A 25,315-nucleotide genomic window follows, 5' to 3' on the forward strand; every position below is an offset into this window, starting at 1 on the left:
TGAGAAGGTAGTTATTGCCAGTTGCGGATGTTGCGAATCAAAGAATATTCTTCACCATTCACCATTCACCATTCACCATTCACCCCACCGGCGCATCCGCGCGCAGGAGGCCCTCGGCCTTGAGATCGTCCCATAACACTGGCGGGATCGCGGCGTCGTAGATGGTGCGGTTGCCCCTGGCCTCGGCGATGCCCTGGCCGCCCGGGATGACGGAGACGACGGCGGCGTGGAGCAGCGGGAAATGCAGCGCGGCCTCGATGAGGCGGACGCCGTGGCGCCGGCAGACGGCCTCGATGCGCGCGGCCTTGTCCAGGATCTCCTGCGGCGCCTCGGAATAGTTGTAATGGGCGCCGAGTTTCGGGCCGGTCGCCAGAATGCCGGAATTGTAGGGGCCGCCGAGCACGATGCCGATACCGCGCCGCTCGCAGAGCGGCAGGAAGGAGGCGAGCGATTCCTGCTCCAGAAGCGTGTAGCGCCCGGCCAGCAGGAAGAGGTCGAAGTCGCCGCGCTCGGCCAGCCACTGGCAAGGCTGCCATTCGTTGATGCCGGCGCCGAAGGCCTTGATCACGCCCTGGTCGCGCAGCGACAGCAGCGCGTAATAGCCCGACGCCATGAATGCATCGAGCCTGGCCTGCAGCGCCTCCTGCGAGCCGTGGTTGAAGATGTCGAGATCATGCGCATAGAGGATGTCGATACGGTCGACGCCGAGGCGCTCGAGCGAGGCCTCGAAGGACCGCATGACGCCGTCATAGCTGTAGTCGTAGACCTCGCGGCGCGACGGCGTGTCGAAGAATTTGCAGAGGCCGGTGCGCTCGTCCGGCGGACAGACCTTCAACAGCCGCCCGACCTTGCTCGACAGAACATAGTCGTCGCGGCGCCTGCCGCGCAGGAACCGGTTGAGGCGCGTCTCGGAGAGGCCGAGCCCGTAGAGCGGCGCGGTGTCGAAATAGCGGCAGCCGGTCTCCCAGGCAGTTTCGAGGATCCGGGCTGCGTCCTCCTCGGAGATAGCCCGGTAGAGATTGCCGAGGGGGGCGCCGCCGAAGCCGAGTTCGGTGAAGTCGATGCCCCCATTGCCGATACGATCGAAATGCCGTGTCCTCATGGGTCCCTCCCGCTCCGCGCCAGCCTCCGACAATGGACTCGACGGCACGCCGTTGCTAGCATTCGCGTCGCGGCGGAGGAATATTCCGAGGGGAGGCGATGTCGGAAAAATTCGTGCATGCGTCGGGCGGTCGCCAAGCGACTGTCGTCCGGAAGGATTCTGGCGTCCCGAAGGATTTTGGCGTCCCGAAGGAGTCTGGCCCCCCGATTGATTTCGGCGCCCCGGCGGCCGCTGCTTCGATCGCATCTGGAAGGAAATGATGAAGGACCGCCTGCGCAAGCTGCTGTGCGAGCTGATGATGATTCCGGGCCTCAGCGGCCATGAGGGCAGGGTACGGCGCTATCTGAAGGAGCGGCTGGAAGAGCTCGGCCTTGCCACCCGCACCGACATGCTGGGCAATCTGATCGCCACGATCGACGGCGACCCGGCCCTGCCCTCGGTCATGCTCTTCACCCATATGGATCAGCTCGGCTTCGTCGTGCGCAAGATCGAGCCCGACGGCTTCATCCGGCTGGAACGGCTGGGCGGCGTGCCGGAGCGCGCGCTCGCCTCGCAGGCGGTGCTTTTATGCGTTGGCGAGGGCAGGGACAGGCCCGGCATCATCGCCAGCAAGAGCCACCATGCCACAACGCCGGAGGAGAAATACAAGGTCGTCCCCTATATGGACCTCTATGTCGATGCCGGCTTCGGCAGCGCTGCGGAGGCGAGGGCCGCCGGTATCGACATCGGCACGCCCGTCGTCTACCGGCCGACCGTGATCGAACTCGGCGGCGACCGCATCGCCGGAACCGCGGCAGACGACCGGGCGGGCTGCGCCGTGCTGGTGGAGGCCACCCACGCGATCGCCGAAGCCAAGGCGGGGCCGAGGGTGCATATCGTCTTTTCCGTGCAGGAGGAGTTCAACCTGCGCGGCGCGTTGACCGCCGCCCAGGTGCTCATGCCCGAGATCGCGATCCAGCTCGACCTTATCCTCGCCACCGACACGCCCGACATGGGCTATCGCGGCGAGGTGCGGCTGGGCGGCGGCCCGGCGATGAGCCTCTATTCCTTCCATGGCCGCGGCACGCTCAACGGAACCATCCCGCATCCGGCTCTCGTGACGCTGTTCGAAGGCGCCGCCGGCGGGCTCGGCCTGCCGCTCCAGCGTTCGGCCCATACGGGCGCACTCACCGATTCGGCCTATGTGCAACTCGTCGGCGGCGGGGTCGCCTCGATCGATCTCGGCTTCCCGATGCGCTACACCCATTCCTCGCTGGAGCTGTGCGATCTCGCCGATCTCGAGGGGCTGACCAGGCTGCTCGCGGCCGGCATCGGCGCCATCGACGCTACCTTCAGCCTCGACAGGGACGACCACATCGGATGAGGCACTATCTCGGCGTCGATATCGGAACCTTCGAGACGAAGGGCGTGCTCGTCGACGAGGCTGGCAACATCGTGGCCAGCTCCGCCCACAGCCACAAGATGCTGGTGCCGCAGCCCGGCTGGGCCGAGCACCGGCCACGGGAAGACTGGTGGGTCGATTTCGTCTTCGTGACGCGCAAGCTCCTGGCCGCGAGCCGGGTCGACCCGCGATCGATCCGCGCGGTTGGCTGCAGCGCGATCGGACCGTGCATGCTGCCGGTCGACGCGGCCGGCGAGCCGCTGTCCAACGCCGTGCTCTACGGCGTCGACACGCGGGCGGCGAAGGAGATCGCGGCGCTCGACGCGCGCATCGGCGCGGAGCGGATCCTCGACCGCTGCGGCAATGCGCTGACCTCGCAGTCGGTGGGGCCGAAGATCCTCTGGCTGAAGAACAACCGGCCGGAGATCCACGCCCGGGCGGCGAAGTTCCTCAACTCGACAAGCTACATCAATTTCCGGCTGACCGGCCGGTACGTCATCGACCACTATTCGGCGGCCAGTTCCAGCCCGCTCTACGATGTCGGCACGCGCGACTGGACCTTCGACCTCGCCGACGACATCGCCCGGCCGGACCAGCTTCCGGACCTGTTGTGGACCACCGATATCGCGGGCACGGTGACGGCCGCCGCCGCGGAGGAGACGGGGCTGGCGGCGGGCACGCCGGTCATCGCCGGAACGATCGACGCGGCCGCCGAGGCGCTGAGCGTCGGCGTCGCCGAGCCGGGCGACATGATGGTGATGTACGGTTCGACCGTCTTCACCATCATGCTCAGCGAGGAACGTATCCGCGACCCGCGGCTCTGGTACGCGCCCTGGCTGTTCGAGGGCGAGCACGCCTCGATGGCCGGGCTATCGACCAGCGGCACGCTGACCCACTGGTTTCGCGACCAGTTCGCCAAGGAATTGCAGCCGAACATGGTCTTCCTGACCTTGGCGGAGGAAGCGCTCGCCTCGCCGCCGGGTGCCAAAGGCCTTGTCGTGCTTCCCTATTTCTCCGGCGAGCGCACGCCGATCCACGATCCCCGGGCCAAGGGCATGGTGTTCGGGCTCGACCTCACCCATACGCGCAGCGACGTCTACCGGGCGCTGCTCGAAGGCATTGCCTGCGGCACCACCCATATCGTCGACACCTATCGGGAGATCGGGGCGCCGCCCGGCAGGATCTACGCCGTCGGCGGCGGCACCAAGAACATTGCCTGGGTGCAGGCGACCTCCGACATTTCCGGCCTCGCCCAGATCCTGCGCCGGCGCACGATCGGCGCCTCCTATGGCGACGCCTTCCTGGCGGCCGTGGCGGTGGGTGACGCCAGGCGCGGCGACATCGAGACCTGGAACCCGGTGGAGGGCAAGCTGTCGCCCAACAAGCGGACGGCCGCAATCTATGAGCGCCAGTATCGCATCTTCCGCCGGCTCTACGAGCGGACGAAGGATTTGATGGCCGAACTGTCGGACAACGCGCTGGGCTGAAGGCTTCGCGGCAGGCAGGTTTGCCTTTTGATTTCAGTAAGATAAGGGCATCGGCAACGCCGCGAGAAGCCCCTCATCCGCCTGCCGGCACTTTCTCCCCGCAACGCGGGGAGAAGACCGGTGTCGCCACCGGCTTCGCCAATCGTCAGCGTTGAAGATCAAGCGCCGCCGTCGCGGCAGGCGCGCCCGCGCAGGTCGGTTGAGGGGGCCACGGCGCTGCCTACTTCACCGCGCCCGCCGCCATGCCGGCGATGATGTAGCGTTCGAGCACGATGCCGACCACGACCAGCGGGGCGATCGCGGCGGTCGAAAGTGCGGCCATCGCCCACCAGTTGATGCCCTGGCTGCCGGTCTGGCTGGCGACCATGACGGGAAGCGTCTTGGCGTCGGTCGAGGTGAGCAGCGCGGCGAAGAAATACTCGTTCCAGCACAGGATGAGCGCCAGGATGAAGGAGGCGACCATGCCGGGGAGCGCGATCGGCACGACGATGCGCAGGAAGGCGCCCCAGACGGACAGGCCGTCGACGAGGGCCGCCTCCTCGAGCACGACGGGGATCGCCTTGAACTGGTCGCGCATGATCCAGATCACGATCGGCAGCACCATCAGCGTGTAGAGCAGGATGAGCCCGATGCGGGTGTCGAGCAGAGCGATCTCCTTGTAGAGAACGAGGAAGGGCAAAGCGAGCACCACCGGCGGCAGGATCATCTGCGACAGGAAGAAGAAGGAGATGTCCTTGTTCGTCATCCACAGGAAGCGGTAGGAGAAGCGGCTGAGGCCGTAGGCGGCGAGCGAGCCGATCACCAAGGCGAGCGACGAGGCCGCGACCGAGGCCACGACGCTGTTCCAGAAGCGTTTCAGGAACTCGTCGCGCACCGTCGACGTGCCGGTGATCGTATCGGGCGACAGGCCGAGCGACTGCCAGCCTTTCCATTGCGGCTGGAAGTCGACGAAGGGGATCAGGTGTCCCTGCATGACGTCGGGCGCGATCTTGAAGGATGTGGTGACCGTCCAGAAGATCGGGAACAGGCAGATGCATGCCCAGACGATCAGGATGCCGTAGACGGCGATGCGGGAAGCGGCGTGGCGCAGCCGGGCGGCCGGCTTCACGCTGGTGTCCACAGCGGCGGCGGAGACGTCGATCGCGGCCATCTCAGCTCTCCTCCTGCCCGTAGCCGCGCAACCAGCGGCCCGCCACGTTGAGCATCAATGTCAGCGCCACCACGATCAGCACCAGATAGACCATCGCCAGCAACGTGCCGTAGCCGACATTGGAGCGGTCGCGGTACTCGCGATAGATGAAGCTCGTCACCGAATCCGTCGCCCCGCCCGGCCCGCCCGAGGTGACGTTGATGATGATGTCGGCGATCTTCAGCTTGAAGATGATGCGGATCATGATCGCGGTGATCGATACCGGCAAAGTGAGCGGGAAGACGACCTTCCAGAAGGTCTGCCAGCCATTGGCGCCGTCGACCCTGGCGGCCTCCATGACCTCGCGCGGCAAGGCCTGCAGCCCGGCGAGCAGCATGATCATCATCAGCGGAATGAAGGTCCAGGCATCCATCGCGATGATCGACAGCTTGGCGAGCCAGGGATCGCTGAAGAAGGCCGGCGTGTTCCAGCCCAGCCAGCGGGCGAGATTGGCGACGGGGCCGAAGCGGATCTCCATCATCGACTTGCCGACCATCCAACTCACCGCCACGGGCGACAGCATGAGGGGCAGGAGGAAGACGACGCGGAAGAATTTCCGGCCGCGGATCTGCGCATTGAGCAGCAGGGCCAGGCCGAAGGCGATGGCATATTCGACCAGCACCGAGAGCGTGTACCAGACCATGTTGCGGAGCGCGTTCCAGTAGAACGGATCGGCAAGCATCTGCCTGAAATTGTCGAGCCCGTTGAATTTGCGGCCCTCGAAGGATGAGAGGTTCCAGTCGGTGAAGGCGATGTTGAGCCCGAACACAAGCGGGAAGACGACCATGGCCGCGATGAACAGCACGGCCGGCAGCACGAAGAGCGCCTTGGCGCCGTCGGAGCCGCGCCGCAGCACGAGCGAGGCGCCGAAAGCCACAGCCCAGAAGACATAGGCATAGACCGCAGGGCGCCAGTTCGCGAAGCCCGCCGTGATCAACCCCGCCGAATGGAGGATCTGGATCGCGAAGGTCGCGGCCAGCACCAGCCAGCCAGCAGCTAGAACAAGGGTTCCAAGGCGGCGCCGGCTTTCCGGGACCGGCTCGGCCGCGACGACATGAGGGGGATCGGCAACGACTGCCGACGCATTCTGCATTGTGACACCAAAACCGGGTGGCGGTGCCGAAAGAATTGACGCCGCCGCTCTAACCATGCGTCCAAGCACCGGATATCCCGAAACGTCCCGCTTTCGGGCCCGATGCTCCCGTTTCAACGCGGCCCCGCTCGTTGCGGGACCGGTATTGGTCGTTTTTGCGCCCGCTGCCTTTTCCCCTTCGGGGAAGACGGCGAGGGGCGGTGGCTCCTACAGGCCCAGCGAAGCCTTGTAGAGCTTGATCTGGTTCTCCCGGCCGATCTGGTCGGTGAGCTTCTCCCAGGCCGCGGCGATGGCGTCCGCGCCTTCCTGCGCCGACTTGTACTGGCCGGCATAGGTCTTGGCGAGTTCGTCCTCGGCGACCGAATAATACTGGAAGATGCCGGGAATGCGCGGCTCGATCGCGGCGTTCGGATGGTTGTAGGAATCGAGATTAGAGCCGAGATAGTCCTCGATATAGGCGCGGTCGTAGCCCGCCGCTTCCCATTCGTCATAGTTGAAGTGGGAATTGCGATAGGGCTGGAAACCGGAGGGATAGGCCGACGTCCACAGCGACAGGTCCTTGCCGCCGAGATGGGCGGCCGCCGACCAGGCCGCCTTCTTCTTCTTTTCGTCGCCGTCCACGCGGGCCATCACATAGATGCCCCAGCCGATATAGGCCATGTTGGGCGCATAGTTCGGGCCGGAGGCGAGCTTTTCCCAGGCGCCCTTGCCGTGGTTCCACACGTCGTCGGAGCCGGGCAGGATGGAGAAGGCGGAGACTTCGCCGACCACCGAGGTGTCGGAGGTGCGGGCCATGGAGCCGACGTCGCCCCACCAGCTCAGCGACGAGCCGGTGCCGGCCAGGAACTGCTGGAAGGCGGTGGTGCCGGGATCGGCATTGATCTGGTCGGCGGGCTGGGTGGCCATGACGTCGAGCACGTCCTGGATGGCGCGCACGAAGGCCTCGTTGTTGACGCGCGGCTTCATCGTGTCGGGATCGAACAGCCAGGCCTTGTCGTCCGGATGCTTGGCATAGGCGGTCGCCCGGCTCTCGAGGAAATAGAAGCCGAAGCCGCCCCAGCCCTTGAGCGGGTCGAGATAGCCATAGGCCTCGCCGCCGGTTAGCGGGTCCTTCTTGCCCTTCAGGAACTTGGTGACGGCCTGGACCTGCTGCCAGGTGACGGGCGCGGCCCATTCGCCCTGATTGCCCTCGGCCTTCCACGCCGCGGCGAGATCGGCATTGTCGAAATAGTCCTTGCGGTAGCTGAAGGTGTGGCAGTCGCCGTCGATCGAGATGCGGTAGGTCTTGCCGTCCCAGGTGCCGACCGGCGCCTTCAGGTAGCCGACATAGTCGTCCATGTCGATCAGCTTCTTGACCCAGTCGGGCATCTCCGAGGCGAGGCCCTTGCCGCAGACGTCGCCCTCGAAGGGGGCGCCCATCTCGATGATGTCGAAGTCCACCGTGCCGGTGGCGATCGATTGCTGCAGGCGGGCATTGTAGTCGGCCTGGGCGAGGTCGATCCAGTTGATCCTGGCGCCCGTATAGGCCTCCCAGGGCTTCAGGAAGCCGCGGAACAGGAAATTGTGCAGGTTCTGGTTGTTGAGACCCATGAAGGTGAGCTCGACACCGGCGAACTCGCCCTGCTGCACGGTCGACTTAGTGCCCTCCAGACACATCTCGCCGACTTTCTGCCAGTCGGCGTCGGTCGGGGAGCCCATGCCCACGCCGGGGATCTTCAGGATCTCCGAGCGCAGATTGCCCTGTGCCCGCGCCTGCGGCGCAAGCATGCCGAGACCGGCCGAAGCGCCGAGCGCCATGGCCGACACCCCGGCGGCCGCCTTGAGAACATTCCTGCGGCTGGCCTGCATGGCCATAAGCCGCTCGTAAACTTCAACTTTCATCGCTGTTTCCTCCCTGACCGGATGCCAACCCGCAGATGCCGCGGCGGCATGTTCCGCGGCACCTCGCCCGGGCCACACGTGACGGTCCCCGCCCTTGCGGCCGGGAGGTCGCACGCCGCCTTCTCCTCCGGCCCGGCAACGCGATGCCAATATGAGGGGCAAGCCTTTTTCGAGTCAACGCAGGACGGACGAAAGCAATTGCGTAGCATTCGAAACGAAGACGCGGCCCGCCGGCCGGGCGGCACGAAAAGCGGCGCCGCCGTCACGAGCCATGTTGACATGGCGGCCCGGCTCGTCTGTTCTTCGTGGCGCGCCGCTCCGGGGGAGCGTTGCGGCGGGAGGAGCTATGGCAAGGGTTTCTGTGCGCCAGGTGCGCAAGGCTTACGGCGACGTGGAGGTCATCCACGGCGTCGATCTCGACATTGCGGATGGAGAATTCGTGGTTCTGGTCGGCCCGTCCGGCTGCGGCAAGTCGACCTTGCTGCGCATGATCGCCGGGCTGGAGAGCATCACATCGGGCACGATCTCGATCGGCGACCGGGTGGTGAACAATCTGGCGCCGTCGGAGCGCGACATCGCCATGGTGTTCCAGAACTACGCGCTCTATCCGCACATGAAGGTGAAGGACAACATGGCCTTCGCGCTCCGGCTGCGCAAGACCGACCCGGCCGAGGTCACGCGGCGCGTGCGGCAGGCAGCGGAGATACTCGGCCTCGTGCCGTTTCTCGACCGCTATCCGCGGCAGTTGTCGGGCGGCCAGCGGCAGCGCGTGGCCATGGGCCGGGCGATCGTGCGCGATCCGGAGGTCTTCCTGTTCGACGAGCCGCTGTCCAATCTCGACGCCAAGCTTCGCGTCCAGATGCGCACCGAAATCAAGGAACTGCACCAGCGGCTGAAGACGACGACGGTCTATGTGACCCACGATCAGGTCGAGGCCATGACCATGGCCGACAAGATCGTCGTGCTGCAGGACGGCAATGTCGAGCAGATGGGGGCGCCGCTCGAACTGTTCGACCGTCCTGTCAACACTTTCGTGGCGGGATTCCTCGGCTCGCCGGCCATGAATATGCTGAAGGGCACCGTGGCCGGCGGCACTGCGCAGACGATCGACGTGAACGGCGCACGGCTCGCCGTCGCCGGCAGGCACCAGGCCGGCGAGGGGCAGCCGGTGATCTTCGGGATCAGGCCGGAACATCTCGATCTCGCCGACGACGGCTTCCCCGCGCGCATTTCCGTGGTCGAGCCGACCGGTTCAGAGACGATGGTGTTCCTGCGCTTCGGCGAGAGCGACATGGTGGCGCTGTTCCGCGAACGGCACGACTTCAAGCCGGGTGACACGATAAGACTGCGGCCGCGGCCGAACCAGGTCCATCTGTTCGACGCCGGAACCGCGCAGAGAATCTGAATGCCGCCCGTCCGAGGCGCGCCGGGGAGAAGAGAATGCTGAAGGGAATAAACCCGTTGCTCAATGCCGACGTGCTCTATGCCTTGCGAGCGATGGGGCATGGCGACGACCTGATCATCTGCGACACCAACTTCCCGGCCGATTCCATCGCGCGCCAGACGCGGCTCGGGCGGCTGCTGCGCATCGACAACTGCACTGCGGCCGAGGCCGCCGCCGCGGTGCTGTCGCTCTATCCGCTCGACAGTTTCGTCGACGACGCGGCCGGCCGTATGGAGATCGTCGGCAATGCCTCCGAGGTCCCTCCCGTGCAGCAGGAAGTGCAGGCCGTGATCGACGAGGCGGAGGGGCGATCCTGGCCGATGGTCGGTATCGAGCGCTACGCCTTCTACGAGCGCGCCAAGCAGGCCTATTGCGTGATCCAGAGCGGGGAGCGGCGCTTCTACGGCTGCTTCGCCTTCCGCAAGGGCGTCATCCCCCCGGACGCGGGCTGAGACCATGGCAAAGCCGATCGTCATCCTCGGCGTGTTCGTCGCCGATACGGCCTATCGCGCGCCGCGTCAGCCGCGCATGGGGGAGACCCTGCTCGGCACCTCCTTCAAGCTCGGGCCGGGCGGGAAGGGCTCCAACCAGGCGGTCGCTGCCGGCCGGCTAGGGGCCGCCGTCTCCATGATCACGCGGCTCGGCCGCGACCCGTTCGCCGACATGGCGCTGGCGACCTGGAGGGAGGCCGGGGTCAAGCCCGCCGTGATCGAGACGCCTGAGAGCTATACGGGAGCGGCCTATATCTTCGTCGAGGAGACGACGGGCGACAACGCCATCATCGTCTCCCCGGGCGCGGCGATGCTGATCTCGCCGGCCGACATCGACGCCAACGAGGCGCTGATCCGCTCGGCCGGCGTGTTCGTGACGCAGCTCGAGCAGCCGATCGAAGCCGCGATGCGGGCGCTGGCGCTCGCCCATTCGGTGGGCGTGACCACGATCCTCAATCCGGCCCCGGCGGCGGCGCTGCCGGAGGCGATCTTCCCGCTCTGCGACTACGTCACCCCGAACGAGACCGAGGCCGAGGCGCTGACCGGCATCGCCATCGCGACCGTCGAGGATGCGCGCCGGGCTGCCGACAAGCTGCTCGACAAGGGCGTCGGAGCGGTGATCGTGACGCTCGGCGAGAAGGGCGCGCTCTTCCACAGCCGCAGTGCTTCGCAACACGTGGCCGCCTTCGCCGTCGGGCCGGTGGTCGAAACGACCGGTGCCGGCGACGCCTTCAACGGCGGCTTCGCCGTAGGCCTGTCCAGGGGACTGCCGGAGGTGGAAGCGGTGCGGTTCGCCTGCGCAGTGGCGAGCATCTCCGTCACCAGGCCGGGCACTGCGCCGTCGATGCCGAGCCTCGACGAGGTGGAAAGGGTGCTGGCGGGCGGGACGCTGTAGCATGGCCTGCAGCGTGCCGCCCCTGTGATTGCGGCAGAGCGGAAAGCCTTTTGATTTCAGTCGGATAGGGTTTCGGCGACGCCGCGAAAAGCCCCTCATCCGGCTGCCGCCACCTTCTCCCCGCATCGCGAGGAGAAGATCGCCTGCCGCGATGATGGTGCTCGATCTGCAACGCCGGCGATTGGCGAAAGGGGCGGCGACATCGGTCTTCTCCCCGCGTTGCGCTAGGGCATATACACATCTCTTCTGCAGGGGACACGGCCTGCTGCAACGCCTCGTCGACCACCGCGCTCCCTGGAGCACCCCTCATCCGACCCAGCCAGTATTTCGGCTCGACTGTCGAGCCCGTCATCACCGCCGGAGCCGAAATACTGTCTGGGCCACCTTCTCCCACAAGGGGAGAAGGCAGGATTGCAGAGGCGTTGCCGCCAACCTTCAACGTCGGCGATTTGCGGAACCGTCGAAGCCAAGCTCTCCCTTCTCCCCTTGTGGGAGAAGGTGGCCCAGACTGTATTTCGGCCCCTACGATCGTGCTGGGCTCAAGGGTGACGCCGAAATACAGGCTGGGTCGGATGAGGGGTGCTCCAGGGAGCGCGGCGGTCGACCAAAACGGACAAAGGACGAGACCAGGTAACGGTGGGGCTCGAGAGATGTGCATATGCCCTAGCCGCGTTGCGGGGAGAAGGTGCCAGCAGGCGGATGAGGGACTTTTCGCGGCGTTGGCGAATCCCTTATCCAACTGAATCAAAAGGGCTTTCGGCGCTACTTTGTGGCGGGGGCCCAGCCCGACGTCGCCAGAAGAGCGCCGAAATCCGTTGCCGTGATCAAATCCACGCTTTCATCCAGGATGGCGCCCGACGGCGGGCGCTCCGACCGGTGCCGGCGCGGTCTTGTAGAATGCGAACACCTCGACGGGCCTGGACTTGCCCTTGACCGCGATCGGATCGAGCGCTGTCGCCTGGGCCGCGAGCTTGGGCGGCAGGTCCTCCAGCACGTCGCGCGTGATGAGGGTCTGGCCCCGTGCGGCGTTGGCGCAGAGCCGAGCGGCGAGATTGACGCGATCGCCGAGTACGGTGAAGTCCTTGCGTTGCCGGCTTCCCATGGCGCCGGCGACGACCTCGCCTACATGGACGCCGATGCCGATCGCGAGATCGGCGCCGGTCCGGCTCGCCGCCCTTTCCATGCCGTCCATGATGGCGATGGCGCATTCGGCCGCGTGTTTGGTCATATGCGAGCCGTAGAAGACCGCCATGATCTGGTCGCCGACGAATTTGTCGATGTCGCCGTGATGCGCGGCCACCAGGTCCGCCAACTGCTGGAAATAGTCGTTGAGCACCGTGACCACCTCGACCGGATCGCGGTTCTCCGCATAGGCGGTGTAGCCGCGTATGTCCGCAAAGAGCACGGCGACGCGCCGGCGTTCGCCGCCCAGCGACACGGTGTGACGGTCGCTGCCCTGGATGGCTTTCATGGTCTCGCGCGAGACGAATTTCTGCAGCTCGAACCGTTCGTTCAACTGCACGATCATGTCGTTGAAGCGCTTGGCGAGATCGCCGATCTCGTCGCGCGTCCGGACGCCGCCGACGCGCGCTTCGAGGTCTCCCCCGGCGACACGCAGCGCCGTCTGGGTGATCCTGAGGATGGGCCGCGAGATGCCCAGCGCGAACAGTGCCGCGCCGAGCAGCGCCGCGGCGAGGCCGATGCCGAGCCATTTCAGGAGGTCGCGGACCATGTCGGTGATCGGACGATAGGCGTCGGCCTCGGACTTCTCCACGAGGATGCCCCAGGGAAAGGCCCGGGGCAGGGCGATCGCGGCCAGCGATGTCGAGCCGTCGGCGAGGACGAATGGCTCGACCGTTATGGTTGCGATCCCCGCATCGAGCAATTGAAGCGCCTTGGCTATGACGCTCTCGTGGTCGTAGGGGCCGGGCTGCGTGGAGAAGACGATGCGGCGCTGCGCGTCGATCACGCGGATCGTGCCCGTCCTGGCGAAGGGATCATTGGCGATCAGGTCACCCAGGCGGGCGAGATTGATGCGGGCGAAAAGCGTCGCCTTTCGCCCGCCGATGCCTTCCTCGATCGGCAGGCTGGCCGTTGCCAGCCAATCGTCGGTTTCCTCGACACGGGTAATGGCGACGATGCTGCGCGCCGAGGCCTTCAACGGATCCAGCGTCGCAGGATCCACCCTGAGCACCTCCATCGGCGTGGGAAACGCGGACTGGAGCTTCTCGAAATAGGCTTCCTGCGCCACGACGATCGGGCGAGGAAGGTTCTCGACATCCACCTGCAGCGCGACCACGTCGGGCAGGTCGGCGATGCCCTGCCTGAGGATGGCGATCTTCTCCGCCGAGCCGAGCTTGTCGCCGCCGATGGCGTTGCGGATCAGGTCGAGCGGCGTCAGCAGGGAATATTCGAAGAAGGTGTTGAACTCGCGGGTCAGCCGACCGGCAGTCGCTGCAAGCTGTTCATTGGCCGCACTCTTCAGTTCGTCGCGAGCGACGCGGATGAGCGATTGGCCGGCGACCAGCAGTGGCAGCATGGCGATGACGGCCGCGAACAGCATCATCTTGCTGCGCAGGTTCAGGCGGAAGCGCGGCATAGGCTCAGTCCGCCAGCCGGACGGACTGTTCCCGCAGGCGAACGTCGATGCGCACGCCGGCGGTGGCGGCGCTGCAGGCGAGCCCATGCGGATCGGTCGTGGTCAGCTTCGCCGTAACCATGCCGGGTTCCGCGAACTCGAGGCGGACCTTCTCCCCGTCGAGTTCCACGCCGTTGGACAGAACCCAGTGATGGCTGAGCGCATCGCCGTCGGCGTCGCGCGAACGGCTTGCGTCGAGCACGTAGCTGTCCCTGGCGCCGCCGATCTGCACCTCGGCATCAGGCCCGGCATCGGCGACCGGCGGGGCATCGACGAAAAGATCGAGCATGGCGACACCGGTCGCGCAGGCCGCGCCTGAGTCGTCCGTCACCGTCAGGCGGACCGGATAGGTTCCGGGTTGAGAGAAGCTGTGCGAGACCTTGGCGCCGGCGGCGGTGGATCCGTCGCCGAAATCCCAGGCCAGGCCGGTCAGGGTTCCGTCGGGGTCGAAGGAACCCGATCCGTCGAAGCTGACCACGGTGCCCGGACAGGCCTTGCGTTCGGCATCGATGATGGCGACCGGCGGCTGGTTGACCCTGATCGTGCGCGCGATCGGCGTGCTGAGCACATTTCCGGCGCGGTTCATCGGACCGCTGACCCCGACCGTGAAGGTACCGGGTCGGGCATAGGCGTGGCCGATGCTCTCTCCGCTGCCTGTGGCGCCGTCGCCGAAATTCCAGGCGAGCGGGCCTGTTTCGCCGCCGGCCGACAGAGCGGAGAGGCCGAACCGGACCTCCTGGCCGACGCAGGCCACCGATGCGGCACTAATCTCCACCTTGGGCTTGTCGGTGACCTCTATCTCCACGGACTTCTCGTCGGTGCCGTTGGGCAGGCCGGTTCCGTCGCTGACGACGAGCATGACCCGGTAGCGGCCGGCCGTGCGCCAGATGTGGCGGACCTCGATGCCGGCGGCGCTTCCTCCGTCGCCGAAATCCCAGCGATAGTCGGCGATGCCGCCGTCCGGATCGCTCGATCGGGCTCCCGACAGAAGCAGCGACTGGCCGACCTCCACCGAACGGCCGGGGCCGGGATCGGCGTTCGGCGCGGCGTTCACCGTTATGACGTGAACGGCCTGCGCGCTGGCGCAGCCGCCGGCCTCGGCCGGCGCCACGGCCCGCAGCAGGGCGCGATAGGTTCCGGGTTGCGCATAGGCGTGGCGGGCTATCGCGCCAGTCCCCGTGGAGCCGTCGCCGAAGTCCCATTCGTAACGGAGAGCGATCCGGCTTCCGATGGAGGAGCCGGTGCCGTCGAAAGTCACCTCCTGGTTCGTCGCGGCGGCCTTCGGCGCCGAGATGGCGGGTTTGGGCGCGTCGATCACATCGATGATCAGGTCATCGGTCGACACCGGCGAGCACAGTCCCAGATTGTCGCCCTCGATCTGCAGCGTCACACGATAGGTCCCGGGGTCGCTGTACATATGCTCCGGCTGATCTCCGCCGCCGGCCTGGCCGTCGCCGAAATCCCAGCTGTAGCGGTTCACCACGCCGTCGATGTCGGTGGACCTGGTTCCGTCGAAGCGGACAATGGTGTTGGCGCAGACCTTCATGTCGTCGCCCGCGCGCGCCACCGGCGCGGGCAGGATCGACACCAGCGCTTCGTCGGCGCCGCTGTCGTTGGCGAGCCCGGACTCGTCGGTCACCTTGAGCCGCACGCGGTAGCTGCCGGGTGCGGCGAAGACCTTGGTGGGATTGACGATGTCAGCCGTCTCGCCATCGGCGAAGTCCCAGCCATAACGCAACAGGCCGTTGTCCGGATCGGTCGAAGCGCTTCCGTCGAAGACGACGACATCGCCGATGCAGGCCTGCTTGTCGTCGCCGGCCTGCGCCACGGGCGGACGGTTGATCCGCACGGTGATCGCGTCGATATCGCGCGAGTTGGCAAGACCCCTGCCGTCGTCGACAGTCAGCCTAACGGGATAGATGCCGCCTGTCTCATAGGTATGCTCGACGACGGCACCCGCGCCCGAACCTCCGTCGCCGAAATCCCAGCGATAGGCGAGGCCGTCATTGTCGGCGTCGGTCGAGGCGCTGCCGTCGAGCACGACCCGAAGCGTCTCGCTGAATATGTCATGCCCGGCCTCGGCTGCCGGCGCGTGGTTGACGGCGACGGTGACGTCGTCCTGGGCCGTGCGGTTCGAGGCGCTGCTGTCGTCGGTCACCGTGAGCGTGACGGTGTGGATGCCAGGCTGCTCGAACCGCATTTCGGGCCGGGCCCCTTGCAGGACCTTGTCGGTGCCCCTGACATCCCAGCGCCAGTCACTGATCGCGCCATCCGCGTCGCGGGATCCGCTGCCTGAGAGCATGAATTTCTGGCCCGGCGCGACGCTCAGGTCGGGGCCGGCATCCGCGACCGGCGGCTGGTTCACCGTCACGACGATCTGCGAGAAATCCGTCGCCTCCGGATGGCCGCTGTCGTCGGCGACCGTCAGTTCGACCGTGTAGCGGCCCGGCTTGGCGAAGGCATGCGTGACGACGTCGCCCTCGGCCGTCGCGCCGTCGCGGAAGTCCCAGTGATAGCGCGCGATGCGGCCGTCGGGATCGGTCGACCTGCGGCCGTCGAGGGTGACGCTTTCGCCTGGCGTGACGACACGGTCGAAGCCGGCATCGGCCACCGGCATGGCGTTGATGCGGATGGCGACGGTATCCTGCGCCGCGTTTCTTATGGTGCCGGAATCGTCGGAGACCGTGAGGCGCGCTTCATAGGCGCCCGGGCTGCTGTAGGTGTGGGCGATGCGGGCGCCCGTTCCGGTTTCGCCGTCGCCGAAATCCCATTCGAAGCGGGCGATCGACCCGTCCTCGTCGGACGAAGCGGAGGCATCGAACTCGACGACCGAGGCGGTGACATATTGATCTTCTCCCGCACGCGCGACAGGCGGCTCATTGACCTTGATCCTGCGTTCGGCCGTCGCCTGGCTGTTGGCCAGACCGGAATCGTCCGTTACCGTGAGACGCGCGGTGTAGGCTCCCGACCTCGCATAGCTGTGGACGACCTCGCGCCCCTCGGCCGTGGAGCCGTCGCCGAAATCCCAGGCATAGGTCAGGATGTTGCCGTCAGGATCACGCGACGCGGCGCCCGAGAACGCCACCGGCTCGTCGATCGCGGCCGGCCGGTCCGCTTCGACCGCCGCGACCGGCGCCGTGTTCGGGCGGTCGGCGACGGTCACGACCAGCGTGTCGCTCGCCGTGGCATTGTCCTGGCCGGAATTATCCGTGACCGTCAGCTTCACCTCGTAGCGGCCCGGTGCGAAATAGGCGATCGACCGCCGCTCTCCATCAGCGGTCTTGCCGGTGCCGAAATCCCAGTGATAGGCGATCAGGCTGCCGTCGCTGTCGGCGGATGCGCCGCCGTCGAAATCGATGCGCTGCCCGACGATCGCCGAGACGTCGGCGCCAGCGGCTGCGACGGGCTTGATGTTGTGCCGTTCCTCGACGAATGCGACGAAGCGTTTCGTCGTGATCCCGTTCTCGAGGCCGGAATCGTCGACCAGCGTCAGCTTGCCGAAATATGTCCCGGGAGCCGCATAGCTGTGCTCGATCAGCGGCTCGCCGGTCTGCGTGCCGTCTCCGAAATCCCATTTGTAGCTGGTGATCCGCCCATCGGGATCGACAGCGGCCGTGGCGTCGAAGACACGCGGCACGCCGGCCTCCATCGCGATCTCCGCGGGGATGTCGCTGTCGGGGGCCTTGTTGTAACGATCGGTGACATTGACGGTGAAGGTGGCCTCGTTGGTGGCGCCGCGCCGGCCGGAATCGTCGCCGACCAGGACATGCACCTTGTAGCGGCCGGGCGCGCGATAGGCGTGGCGCGCGCGGAAGCCGGAGGCGCGTGCGCCATCACCGAAATCCCAGTGGACGGAGACGATGCTGCCGTCGCTGTCGACCGTGCCGGTCGCATCGAAATCGACGATCTCGTCGACAAAGGCGGACCGGTCGCCTCCGACGCGGACTTCGGGCGGGCTGTTGTCCTTGTTGGTGACGGCAATGTCGAAGGAAGTGCTGGCCTCGGCATTGGGTTTGCCGGAATCGTCGGCGACCGCGAGGGTGACACGGTAGGTTCCCGCAGCACGGTAGACATGGGTGGCACCGATGCCGGCCGCGCTCGCGCCGTCGCCGAAATCCCAGCGGTAGGAGAGGATGGACCCGTCCGGATCGCGCGAGGCGGAACCGTCGAACACGAGCACATCGCCGACGACGGCCTTGCGGTCACCGCCGGCATCGGCGAGCGGCGTTTCGTTGCCGGCCTCGACGGCGACGACCTTGCGGGCAATCACGCTTGTTCCATTGGCGAGACCGGAATCGTCGGTCAGCGTCAGGGTCACGTCGTAGGTTCCAGGCTTTGCGAAGGAATGGCGGACAGTCGCCCTGTCGCTTCGCGTGCCGTCGCCGAACGACCATTGAAACCGGGTTATCCTGCCGTCCGGGTCGATGGCGCGCGCGGCATCGAACAGTCCCGGCGCGCCGACGACCAGCTTGTCGGGCGTGGCGACGGCGTCGCCGACCGGTGCGGCGTTCACGATGATGGTGGCATGGTCGGTCGCGACACTGTTTTCGGCGCCCTTGCCGTCGTCGACGGTGAGCGTGACTGCGAAGGTTCCTGGCCGCTCGAAGCGGTGCGATGCCTTTGCTCCTTCCGCCGTCGTTCCGTCGCCGAAGTCCCAGAGATAGCGGATGCTGTCGCCATCGGGGTCCGTCGGCTGACCGGCGTCGAGATCGAGCGTGTCGTCGAGGGCCATGCTCCTGTTGCCGCCTGCGTTGGCGACGGGCGGAGCGTTGACGGTGACGGTGCGTGTGACCGTGGCGCTGTTGCAGGGATTGTCGGTGCCGTCGGTGACGGTGAGGGTGACCGTATAGGCGCCATGGCCGGCATAGCGGTGGTCCGGCCGGCCGAAGTCGGGATCGCCCGGGGCCTGCACGAGCTCGGTGCCGTCGCCCATCGTCCAGTGGTAACGGACGATTGCCGTGCCCTCGGGCAGGGTCGGGGCCTTCGAGCCGGTGCCGTCGAGCACCAGGGCAGCACCTTCGGCGACCAGGTCAGGCGCTTCGAAGCTCGCCGTCGGCGGCGGCTTGACCAGGAGGGCGAAATCGCGCGCGCTGCCGTCGCCGATGACGCCGGAGGCGTCGAAACTCTCGAGGCGGCCGGTATGCATGCCGGTCTCGGCGAAGTCCTGCTCGATCGTTGCGCCGGTGATCTCGTCACCCGCATCGAACCGCCAGCGATGGGTGAGCGGGCCGCCGTCGGGATCGCGCGAAGCCGAGGCATCGAAGCGCATCCGGCCGCAGGCGAGCTGGGTGACAGTGAGCGCTGTCGCCGGGCGCCGGTTGGGGGCGATGGCACGGATCGGCAGGTCGATCGCCAAAGGCTGCTCGACCGCATCCGCGCCCGACTTGCGCGCGCCGACGAAGACGGTGATGTCGTTGGGGGTCTCGCTGCCGCCGGTGGCCGTCACCGACGCTCTCTGGCCGGTGTCGTCCCCGTCGAGGGCGACGTCGTCGTGCCGCCACTGGCTCTTGGCGGAAGCGGCGAGCGGGTGGGACCGGAAGCGGCCGGCGAAAGCAACCGAACCGGCGGCGGCATCGAAGTTCTCGATGACGAGGCCTTCGGCGTCGGCGGGCACGTCGAAGCCGAGCTCGGCCTGGCGGTTGCCGCGCGGCATCTGGAAGGTCGGCAGGAAGGACGAGAGCTTCAGTCCCTCCGGCGGCTGGTTGGCATCTTCCGTCCGGCTCACCGCGACGTCGAAGACATTGCCGTCATTGCCGGTCAGGCCCTCGACAAGGAGCAGGAATTCGCGCGCCCCGGCGGCGGTTCGGCTTCCCTTCGCGGCATCGACCGAGAACAGCGTCGTCCAGCGCCCGTCGAGGGCCGGATCGGCGCCGAACTCGGCGGTGGCGAGCGGCGTGCCGTCGATGCTCTCCTGCACCACCCCGGCCGCGTCGCGCGACAGATGCGCGGTCGCGCCGTCGCCGAACAGGCTGAAGCGGGTGGTGGTGTCGAAGCCGGCCTTGGGCTCGTCATAGGTGCCGGCGGCATCGGGGTCGTAGACCCGCACATGGACCGTGCCGGCAGCCTCAGGCAGCGCGATACGGACGACCTGGCGAAAATCATGATCGCCCTCGTTCACCCGCGCCATCGGACCGAACGTCACAAGGCCGACGTCGGAAGGGGAAGGAGCAACGACCTCCGCGAACGCGCCTATGCCAGGCAGGGTGGCGCGGATCGCATCCAGATTGGCGCCGATAAAGGCCGGCACGACGACAGAGGCCATGCCGAGCCCGGCCAGCCCAAGAAGGCGCCAGGTCCTGACCCAGAGATTTCGACGGTGACGCCTCATTGTGCATCCCCGCCGTCATCGGTCACTGTGACTTTCATCATGCGTTCGGCGCTCATCGGCGTCACGCCGTCATCGGTGACCCTCAACCTTACGTCATATGTCCCTGCGGCATGGAAGGTGTGACGTGGGCTGGCGTCGCTCGACACCCCGCCATCCCCGAAATCCCAGCGGTACTGGAGGATGTTGCCATCGGGATCGGCGGAAGCCTGGCCGTCGAAAAGCACGACCTCGCCTGTCCTTACTGCTGTCGGTCCGCTCAGGGCCGCGACCGGGGCGGCGTTGGCGGAGGGGAGCACGGTGACCACGAACTCGTCGCCGGCGACGAGAGCGACATCCGGCCCGTCATCGCCGATGGTCAGCTTCACGGGATAGGTGCCGGGAAACTGATAGATATGCCGGTTTCGGATGCCGGATGAGCTATTACCGTCGCCGAGGTCCCATCGATAGGAGAGGATCGAGCCGTCAGGGTCGCTGGATGCCGAGCCGTCGAGGGTGACTTCTTCCCCGACCTTCACGGTCACGTCCTTGCCGGCATTTGCGACGGGCGCCAGATTGACCTTGTCGGCGACATGGACCTTGAAGTCGAAGCCGACGGCCGCCGGCTCGGGCAGTCCGTTGTCGCGAAGCGTCAACCGGGCGTCATATACGCCTGGCTTCCCGTACTGGTGGCTGACCTTGGGTCCGGAGCCTTTCGAACCGTCGCCGAAATCCCATTCGAAGGCGATGACGGAACCGTCGCGGTCGTCGGCGGTCGATGCGTCGAGGGCAAGAGGCCTGAACGTCGTGGCCGTGAACTCTCGCGGAAAGTCGGCCACCGGCGGCCGGTTCTGCGCGGGAAGCACCGTCACGACGGTCGAGGCCACTGACCTGGTGTTGCCGCCCTGGCCATTGTCCGTGACGGCGAGACTGACCGGATAGGTCCCCGGCTGCCAGAAACTATGTTCGACGACCATGGAGTCCGAGCCGGAGCCGTCGCCGAAATCCCAGGCATAGAACTGGATCTCGCCGTCCGGATCGACCGACCGGCTGGCATCGAAGCGGACCGCCTCGCCGACATAGGCCGTGCGATCCGGTCCGGCATCGGCTGTCGGTTGCCGGTTGGGCGCGTCGCGCACCGTGACGGTCACCGTATCGAATCCCTTTCCGGTCTCGAAGGGCGAGTCGTCGAGGACGGACAGCCTGACCTGATAGTCGCCGCCCCGATGAAAGGCATGGCGGACCGCCGGGCCCGCCGCCCGGCCGCCGTCGCCGAAGTCCCAGAGATAGGAGACGATCGTTCCGTCAGGGTCGGAGGAGGCGGCCGCATCGAAAGTGGCGATCTCACCTGTGACCATGCTCCTGTTGCCGCCTGCATTGGCGACGGGCGGAGCGTTGACGGTGACGGTGCGTGTGACCGTGGCGCTGTTGCAGGGATTGTCGGTGCCGTCGGTGACGGTGAGGGTGACCGTATAGGCGCCGTGGCCGGCATAGCGGTGGTTCGGCCGGCCGAAGTCGGGATCGCCCGGGGCCTGCACGAGCTCGGTGCCGTCGCCCATCGTCCAGTGGTAACGGACGATTGCCGTGCCCTCGGGCAGGGCCGGGGCCTTCGCGCCGGTGCCGTCGAGCACCAGGGCAGCACCTTCGGCGACCAGGTCAGGCGCCTCGAAGCTCGCCGCCGGCGGCGGCTTGACCAGGAAAGTGAAATCGCGCGCGCTGCCGTCGCCGATGACGCCGGAGGCGTCGAAACTCTCGAGGCGGCCGGCATGCATGCCGGTCCCGGCGAAGTCCTGCTCGATCGTTGCGCCGGTGATCTCGTCACCCGCATCGAACCGCCAGCGATGGGTGAGCGGGCCGCCGTCGGGATCGCGCGAGGCCGAGGCGTCGAAGCGCATCCGGCCGCAGGCGAGCTGGGTGACGGCGAGTTCCGTCACCGGGCGCCGGTTGGGCGCGATGGCACGGATCGGCAGGTCGATCGCCAAAGGCTGCTCGACCGCATCCGCGCCCGACTTGCGCGCGCCGACGAAGACGGTGATGTCGTTGGGGGTCTCGCTGCCGCCGGTGGCCGTCACCGACGCTCTCTGGCCGGTGTCGTCCCTGTCGAGGGCGACGTCGTCGTGCCCCCACTGGCTCTTGGCGGAAGCGGTGAGCGGATCGGACCGGAAGCGGCCGGCGAAAGCAACCGAACCGGCGGCGGCATCGAAGTTCTCGATGACGAGGCCTTCGGCGTCGGCGGGCACGTCGAAGCCGAGCTCGGCCTGGCGGTTGCCGCGCGGCACCTGGAAGGTCGGCAGGAAGGACGAGAGCTTCAGTCCCTCCGGCGGCTGGTTGGCGTCTTCCGTCCGGCTCACCGTGACGTCGAAGACATTGCCGTCATTGCCGGTCAGGCCCTCGACGAGGAGCAGCAACTCGCGTGTCCCATCAGCGGTCCGCCTGCCCTTTGCCGCATCGACCGAGAACAGCGTCGTCCAGCGCCCGTCGAGGGCCGGATCGGCGCCGAATTCGGCGGTCGCGAGCGGCGTGCCGTCGATGCTCTCCTGAACCACCCCGGCCGCGTCGCGCGACAGATGCGCGGTGGCGCCGTCGCCGAACAGGCTGAAGCGGGTGGTGGTGTCGAAGCCGGCCTTGGGCTCGTCATAGGTGCCGGCGGCATCGGGGTCGTAGACCCGCACATGGACCGTGCCGGCAGCCTCAGGCAGCGCGATACGGACGACCTGGCGAAAATCATGATCGCCCTCGTTCACCCGCGCCATCGGACCGAACGTCACAAGGCCGACGTCGGAAGGGCCTTCGTCGCCGGCGGCGACGCCGCAGTGGAGCATGGCGGCCGCGACAAGGGCCGGACCGACACCGGTGCGCGATGCGTAGCGTCTCTTCATCGGCTGAGCGTCACCTCGTTGATGTTTCCGGCGACGTCGGCGAGTTCGACCACCACGTCGGGAGCCGAACCGTCCGCCCGGCGCGGGACCTCGATCATGCCCCTGTAGGATTTGTCGGCCTTGCTGTAGCGGAGGATGCCCGACCGCTCGGCGTCGCCCAGGCGCACCCTGAACCGCGAGGTCAAGGCGAGGCCGGTATCATCCCGCGCCGCGACGCGGATCGACAGCATCTCGGTGTCTCCGAGGTCTTTTGCCGTGATTTCACTGGCCGTCATCTCGGGTTTCACCGTGTCGAAGACGACCGTGTATTTTTCGATGCTGACGAGGCCGACGGCGTTGGTACCGACGATCTCGATGAGGTTGGCGCCCTGTTCGAGATCTATGTGGAAGCGCACCGCGTCGTCGCTGGCCTTGGGTGCCATGCCATTGACCCTGAGGATGGTTCCGGGATCAGCCGCGATGGCGAGGTCGAGCCGCGGGGTCGACGTGATCGCCGGCGGCGGTTCGGACAAACGAAAACGCGGCGGCCGGTCGGAGACCAGGGTCTCGATCGTTTCCCGATAGGCATAGCCGGAAACCGTCGTGACGACGACCGCGAGCGTTTCCTCCGCCGCCTCGAGCGGTACGTTCAGCGTGAAGCGGCCTGATGCGTCGGCATAGGCTTCCGAGCGCAAGGCGCCGTCACCGCCGAGGACGGATACTTTTGCCTGCTCCGTCACGGTTCCGGAAAGCCCGAACTCACGGGTTGCGGTCAGGAAGCGGCCCGTCGCGTCGCGCGGAAGGTGAGCATCGTAGACGATGTCGCGCCGCCGGTCCGCCACATAGGTGAAGGCCAGCCGGCGCGTCGTTTCGTTGCCGGCGGCATCACGGGCGACGACGGTGAGGTCGTTCGATCCGTCCTTGCCTGATATGGTCATGAAGAAGCGGCCGCTGCCGTCGACATCGGCGACTTCGCCATCGACGAAGACGGCGGCGCCGGCTTCCGTCTCGCCCGAAACCGTCACCGCCGCCTCGCGCAGGATGGCATCCGGCTGAGGCGTGCGGATCTGCAGATAGGGCGGCGCGCTGTCGTCGATGAGCTCGAATCTGCGTGCGACGCTCATCTGTCCGGGCAGGCCGAGGGCGTCGAGGGCGGCAACGCGCCAATAGTAGATGCCCGGCGCGAGGCCGACGTCGTCGGTCCGGTTCTGCGGCACGTTCCACAGGCTCTCGGCCATCCGGTCGAACAGCGGATCAAAGGCGATCTCGACCCAGTAGCCGTGGCCGTCGCCGACCGCCTGCCAGCCGAGCCGGACATGGGTGCCGAAGACGATCGCGTTGTCGGCGGGCTCGGACAAAGCGAGGCGGCCGATGATAGCCACCTTCTCCTTCGGCGCTTCGCCGGCGTGCACGACCGCGCCCTCGTTGCGTCCGAGCACCAGCGTGTCGTCGCCCGAGACGATGGCGACGGGCTTGGCGTCATAGTTGGAGAATTTTGCGCTGTCCCGGTCCTGGCTGACCCAGAAGCTGCCGGAGTCGATCTTCGCGTCGACATTGGCAAGGTTCACTTCGAGGCGACTGCGGTCGCTTTCGGGTGCGAGCAGAGCATAGAAGTCACCTTCCACGAGGCTGATCTGCGCTTCCTTGCGACGCTTCAGCGGATCGTCGCGCATGCGCTGGATCACGGCCTGCGAATTGGGATTGAGCCGGAACCGGCTGGCGTCGCGGAACACGACCTGCGCCGTCGAGGCCGACAGCGTCCGGAGCTTCTCCTGTTCGTTGAGCACCGCGTCGAGCTCGCGCTCGGTCCAGCCGTTCTCGCTGACCTTCTGGCCCTCGACCCAGCCCTGCCGATCGCTGAGGCGGGCCTCCGCCTCGATGTCGCGTCTTTCCTCGCTTCTCGCACGCGCCGCATCGGCGCGGCCGATCGATTGGGAGGACAAGGAGATGCTCTGCTGGTAGGCGCCGTTGCGATGCTGGACCACGGCCTGGTCGCGGAAGTCGATGGCGTTCCTGATCAGGATCGGGGCGAAGAGCTGGGCGCCGGCCTCGTTGGCCCTCTGGATCTCGGCCAGCGAGGTGTCGAGCGCAGTCGTGGAAAGTCGCACCTCGCTCCCGGGCAGCAGCAGCTCACGCCCTTCCGTGACGTCGGTGATGCTTTCGATGCCGTTGAGCCGCAGGATGACGGGCCAGAGGTCGGGATCCTTGAGGTATTTCTCGGAGATGCCGCGCAGGGTTGCGCCAGGCGCCATCCTGACCTTGACGACGTCGTCGGCCATGTCGCTGACGACGGGGGCTGCCGGCGTCTGCGACGACGCGATCCCGGCAGTGCCCGCAACGACCACAACCAGCAGGAAAAAGAGCAGAATCCTCCCGGTGCCGCTTCGCATAGGCTCGGCGAACGCGAAACTATCCGTACCCAGGATCGACAAGATGAACAGCCCCTTGGCTGCCAGCCCCAAATGCTATGTCTGGTATGTCTTGTCTATGCTTTGGCGATACATAAGCACACAAGGCCCTTAGCCGCAATTCAGCCCGTTGCGGTATGGTGA

13 protein-coding genes are annotated in these 25,315 nt (G+C 66.8%); 5 read left to right on the top strand and 8 right to left on the bottom strand.

What is annotated here, in order from left to right; genetic code table 11:
* Positions 1–79 precede the first annotated feature (79 nt).
* Positions 80–1,102 (bottom strand): aldo/keto reductase, encoded by a 1,023-nt coding sequence (locus JN280_RS14770; RefSeq protein WP_202313137.1) that lies wholly within the window; start codon positions 1,100–1,102, stop codon positions 80–82.
* Positions 1,103–1,361: 259 nt separating this feature from the next.
* Here JN280_RS14770 and JN280_RS14775 point away from each other — a divergent pair, with 259 nt between their 5' ends.
* A complete protein-coding gene (locus JN280_RS14775; protein WP_202313138.1) occupies positions 1,362–2,465 on the top strand; it encodes a M42 family metallopeptidase in 1,104 nt (367 codons plus the stop codon).
* Positions 2,462–3,970, top strand: coding sequence for an FGGY-family carbohydrate kinase (locus tag JN280_RS14780; protein ID WP_202313139.1), 1,509 nt, complete (start codon positions 2,462–2,464; stop codon positions 3,968–3,970). Before JN280_RS14775 ends, JN280_RS14780 begins: the two co-directional genes overlap by 4 nt.
* Before the next feature lie 220 nt (positions 3,971–4,190).
* Here JN280_RS14780 and JN280_RS14785 read toward each other — a convergent pair whose 3' ends face one another.
* The 3 genes from JN280_RS14785 to JN280_RS14795 all read right to left on the bottom strand — a co-directional run bounded on the left by JN280_RS14785 (position 4,191) and on the right by JN280_RS14795 (position 8,133).
* Entirely contained in the window at positions 4,191–5,120 is a 930-nt protein-coding gene (locus JN280_RS14785; protein WP_202313141.1) for a carbohydrate ABC transporter permease, read from the bottom strand.
* Position 5,121: 1 nt separating this feature from the next.
* The gene (locus tag JN280_RS14790) at positions 5,122–6,252 is read right to left on the bottom strand and encodes a carbohydrate ABC transporter permease (protein WP_202313143.1); all 1,131 of its coding nucleotides are present in this window, start codon (positions 6,250–6,252) and stop codon (positions 5,122–5,124) included.
* Positions 6,253–6,459: 207 nt separating this feature from the next.
* Complete coding sequence (locus JN280_RS14795) at positions 6,460–8,133, bottom strand: ABC transporter substrate-binding protein (RefSeq protein WP_202313145.1); 1,674 nt, start codon at positions 8,131–8,133, stop codon at positions 6,460–6,462.
* 346 nt (positions 8,134–8,479) lie between these two features.
* On the opposite strand from JN280_RS14795, the gene JN280_RS14800 reads away from it, so the two are divergent.
* Genes JN280_RS14800 through rbsK form a run of 3 tightly spaced genes read left to right on the top strand, consistent with a single transcriptional unit; the run spans position 8,480 to position 10,963 of the window.
* Positions 8,480–9,538 carry an ABC transporter ATP-binding protein gene (locus JN280_RS14800; RefSeq protein ID WP_202313147.1) on the top strand — a complete coding sequence of 353 codons (1,059 nt, stop codon included), beginning with the start codon at positions 8,480–8,482 and terminating at the stop codon, positions 9,536–9,538.
* A gap of 35 nt (positions 9,539–9,573) precedes the next feature.
* Positions 9,574–10,029, top strand: coding sequence for an RbsD/FucU family protein (locus tag JN280_RS14805; RefSeq protein ID WP_202313149.1), 456 nt, complete (start codon positions 9,574–9,576; stop codon positions 10,027–10,029).
* A gap of 4 nt (positions 10,030–10,033) precedes the next feature.
* Positions 10,034–10,963: a ribokinase gene (gene rbsK / locus JN280_RS14810; RefSeq protein WP_202313151.1), complete on the top strand. Its 930-nt coding sequence runs from the start codon at positions 10,034–10,036 to the stop codon at positions 10,961–10,963.
* Positions 10,964–11,801: 838 nt separating this feature from the next.
* Here rbsK and JN280_RS14815 read toward each other — a convergent pair.
* Genes JN280_RS14815 through JN280_RS14830 form a run of 4 tightly spaced genes read right to left on the bottom strand, consistent with a single transcriptional unit; the run spans position 11,802 to position 25,225 of the window.
* A complete protein-coding gene (locus JN280_RS14815) occupies positions 11,802–13,562 on the bottom strand; it encodes an adenylate/guanylate cyclase domain-containing protein (RefSeq protein WP_202313153.1) in 1,761 nt (586 codons plus the stop codon).
* 4 nt (positions 13,563–13,566) lie between these two features.
* Positions 13,567–19,929, bottom strand: coding sequence for a PKD domain-containing protein (locus JN280_RS14820; RefSeq protein ID WP_202313155.1), 6,363 nt, complete (start codon positions 19,927–19,929; stop codon positions 13,567–13,569).
* Entirely contained in the window at positions 19,926–22,784 is a 2,859-nt protein-coding gene (locus tag JN280_RS14825) for a PKD domain-containing protein (protein WP_202313156.1), read from the bottom strand. The genes JN280_RS14820 and JN280_RS14825 overlap by 4 nt, the downstream gene beginning before the upstream one ends.
* A complete protein-coding gene (locus JN280_RS14830) occupies positions 22,781–25,225 on the bottom strand; it encodes a FecR domain-containing protein (RefSeq protein WP_202313157.1) in 2,445 nt (814 codons plus the stop codon). Before JN280_RS14830 ends, JN280_RS14825 begins: the two co-directional genes overlap by 4 nt.
* Positions 25,226–25,315: the final 90 nt, after the last annotated feature.

This window comes from Mesorhizobium sp. L-8-10 (genome assembly GCF_016756635.1).
In the GTDB taxonomy this organism is placed as follows: domain Bacteria; phylum Pseudomonadota; class Alphaproteobacteria; order Rhizobiales; family Rhizobiaceae.

What these genes read in the sequence shown, in the direction of transcription:
- JN280_RS14775 (WP_202313138.1), top strand. Translation starts at nt 1,362, where the DNA reads ATGAAGGACCGCCTGCGCAAGCTGCTGTGCGAGCTGATGATGATTCCG.
- JN280_RS14800 (WP_202313147.1), top strand. Translation starts at nt 8,480, where the DNA reads ATGGCAAGGGTTTCTGTGCGCCAGGTGCGCAAGGCTTACGGCGACGTG.
- JN280_RS14795 (WP_202313145.1), bottom strand. Translation starts at nt 8,133, where the DNA reads ATGAAAGTTGAAGTTTACGAGCGGCTTATGGCCATGCAGGCCAGCCGC.
- JN280_RS14780 (WP_202313139.1), top strand. Translation starts at nt 2,462, where the DNA reads ATGAGGCACTATCTCGGCGTCGATATCGGAACCTTCGAGACGAAGGGC.
- JN280_RS14825 (WP_202313156.1), bottom strand. Translation starts at nt 22,784, where the DNA reads ATGAAGAGACGCTACGCATCGCGCACCGGTGTCGGTCCGGCCCTTGTC.
- JN280_RS14805 (WP_202313149.1), top strand. Translation starts at nt 9,574, where the DNA reads ATGCTGAAGGGAATAAACCCGTTGCTCAATGCCGACGTGCTCTATGCC.
- rbsK (WP_202313151.1), top strand. Translation starts at nt 10,034, where the DNA reads ATGGCAAAGCCGATCGTCATCCTCGGCGTGTTCGTCGCCGATACGGCC.
- JN280_RS14770 (WP_202313137.1), bottom strand. Translation starts at nt 1,102, where the DNA reads ATGAGGACACGGCATTTCGATCGTATCGGCAATGGGGGCATCGACTTC.
- JN280_RS14815 (WP_202313153.1), bottom strand. Translation starts at nt 13,562, where the DNA reads ATGCCGCGCTTCCGCCTGAACCTGCGCAGCAAGATGATGCTGTTCGCG.
- JN280_RS14820 (WP_202313155.1), bottom strand. Translation starts at nt 19,929, where the DNA reads ATGAGGCGTCACCGTCGAAATCTCTGGGTCAGGACCTGGCGCCTTCTT.
- JN280_RS14790 (WP_202313143.1), bottom strand. Translation starts at nt 6,252, where the DNA reads ATGCAGAATGCGTCGGCAGTCGTTGCCGATCCCCCTCATGTCGTCGCG.
- JN280_RS14785 (WP_202313141.1), bottom strand. Translation starts at nt 5,120, where the DNA reads ATGGCCGCGATCGACGTCTCCGCCGCCGCTGTGGACACCAGCGTGAAG.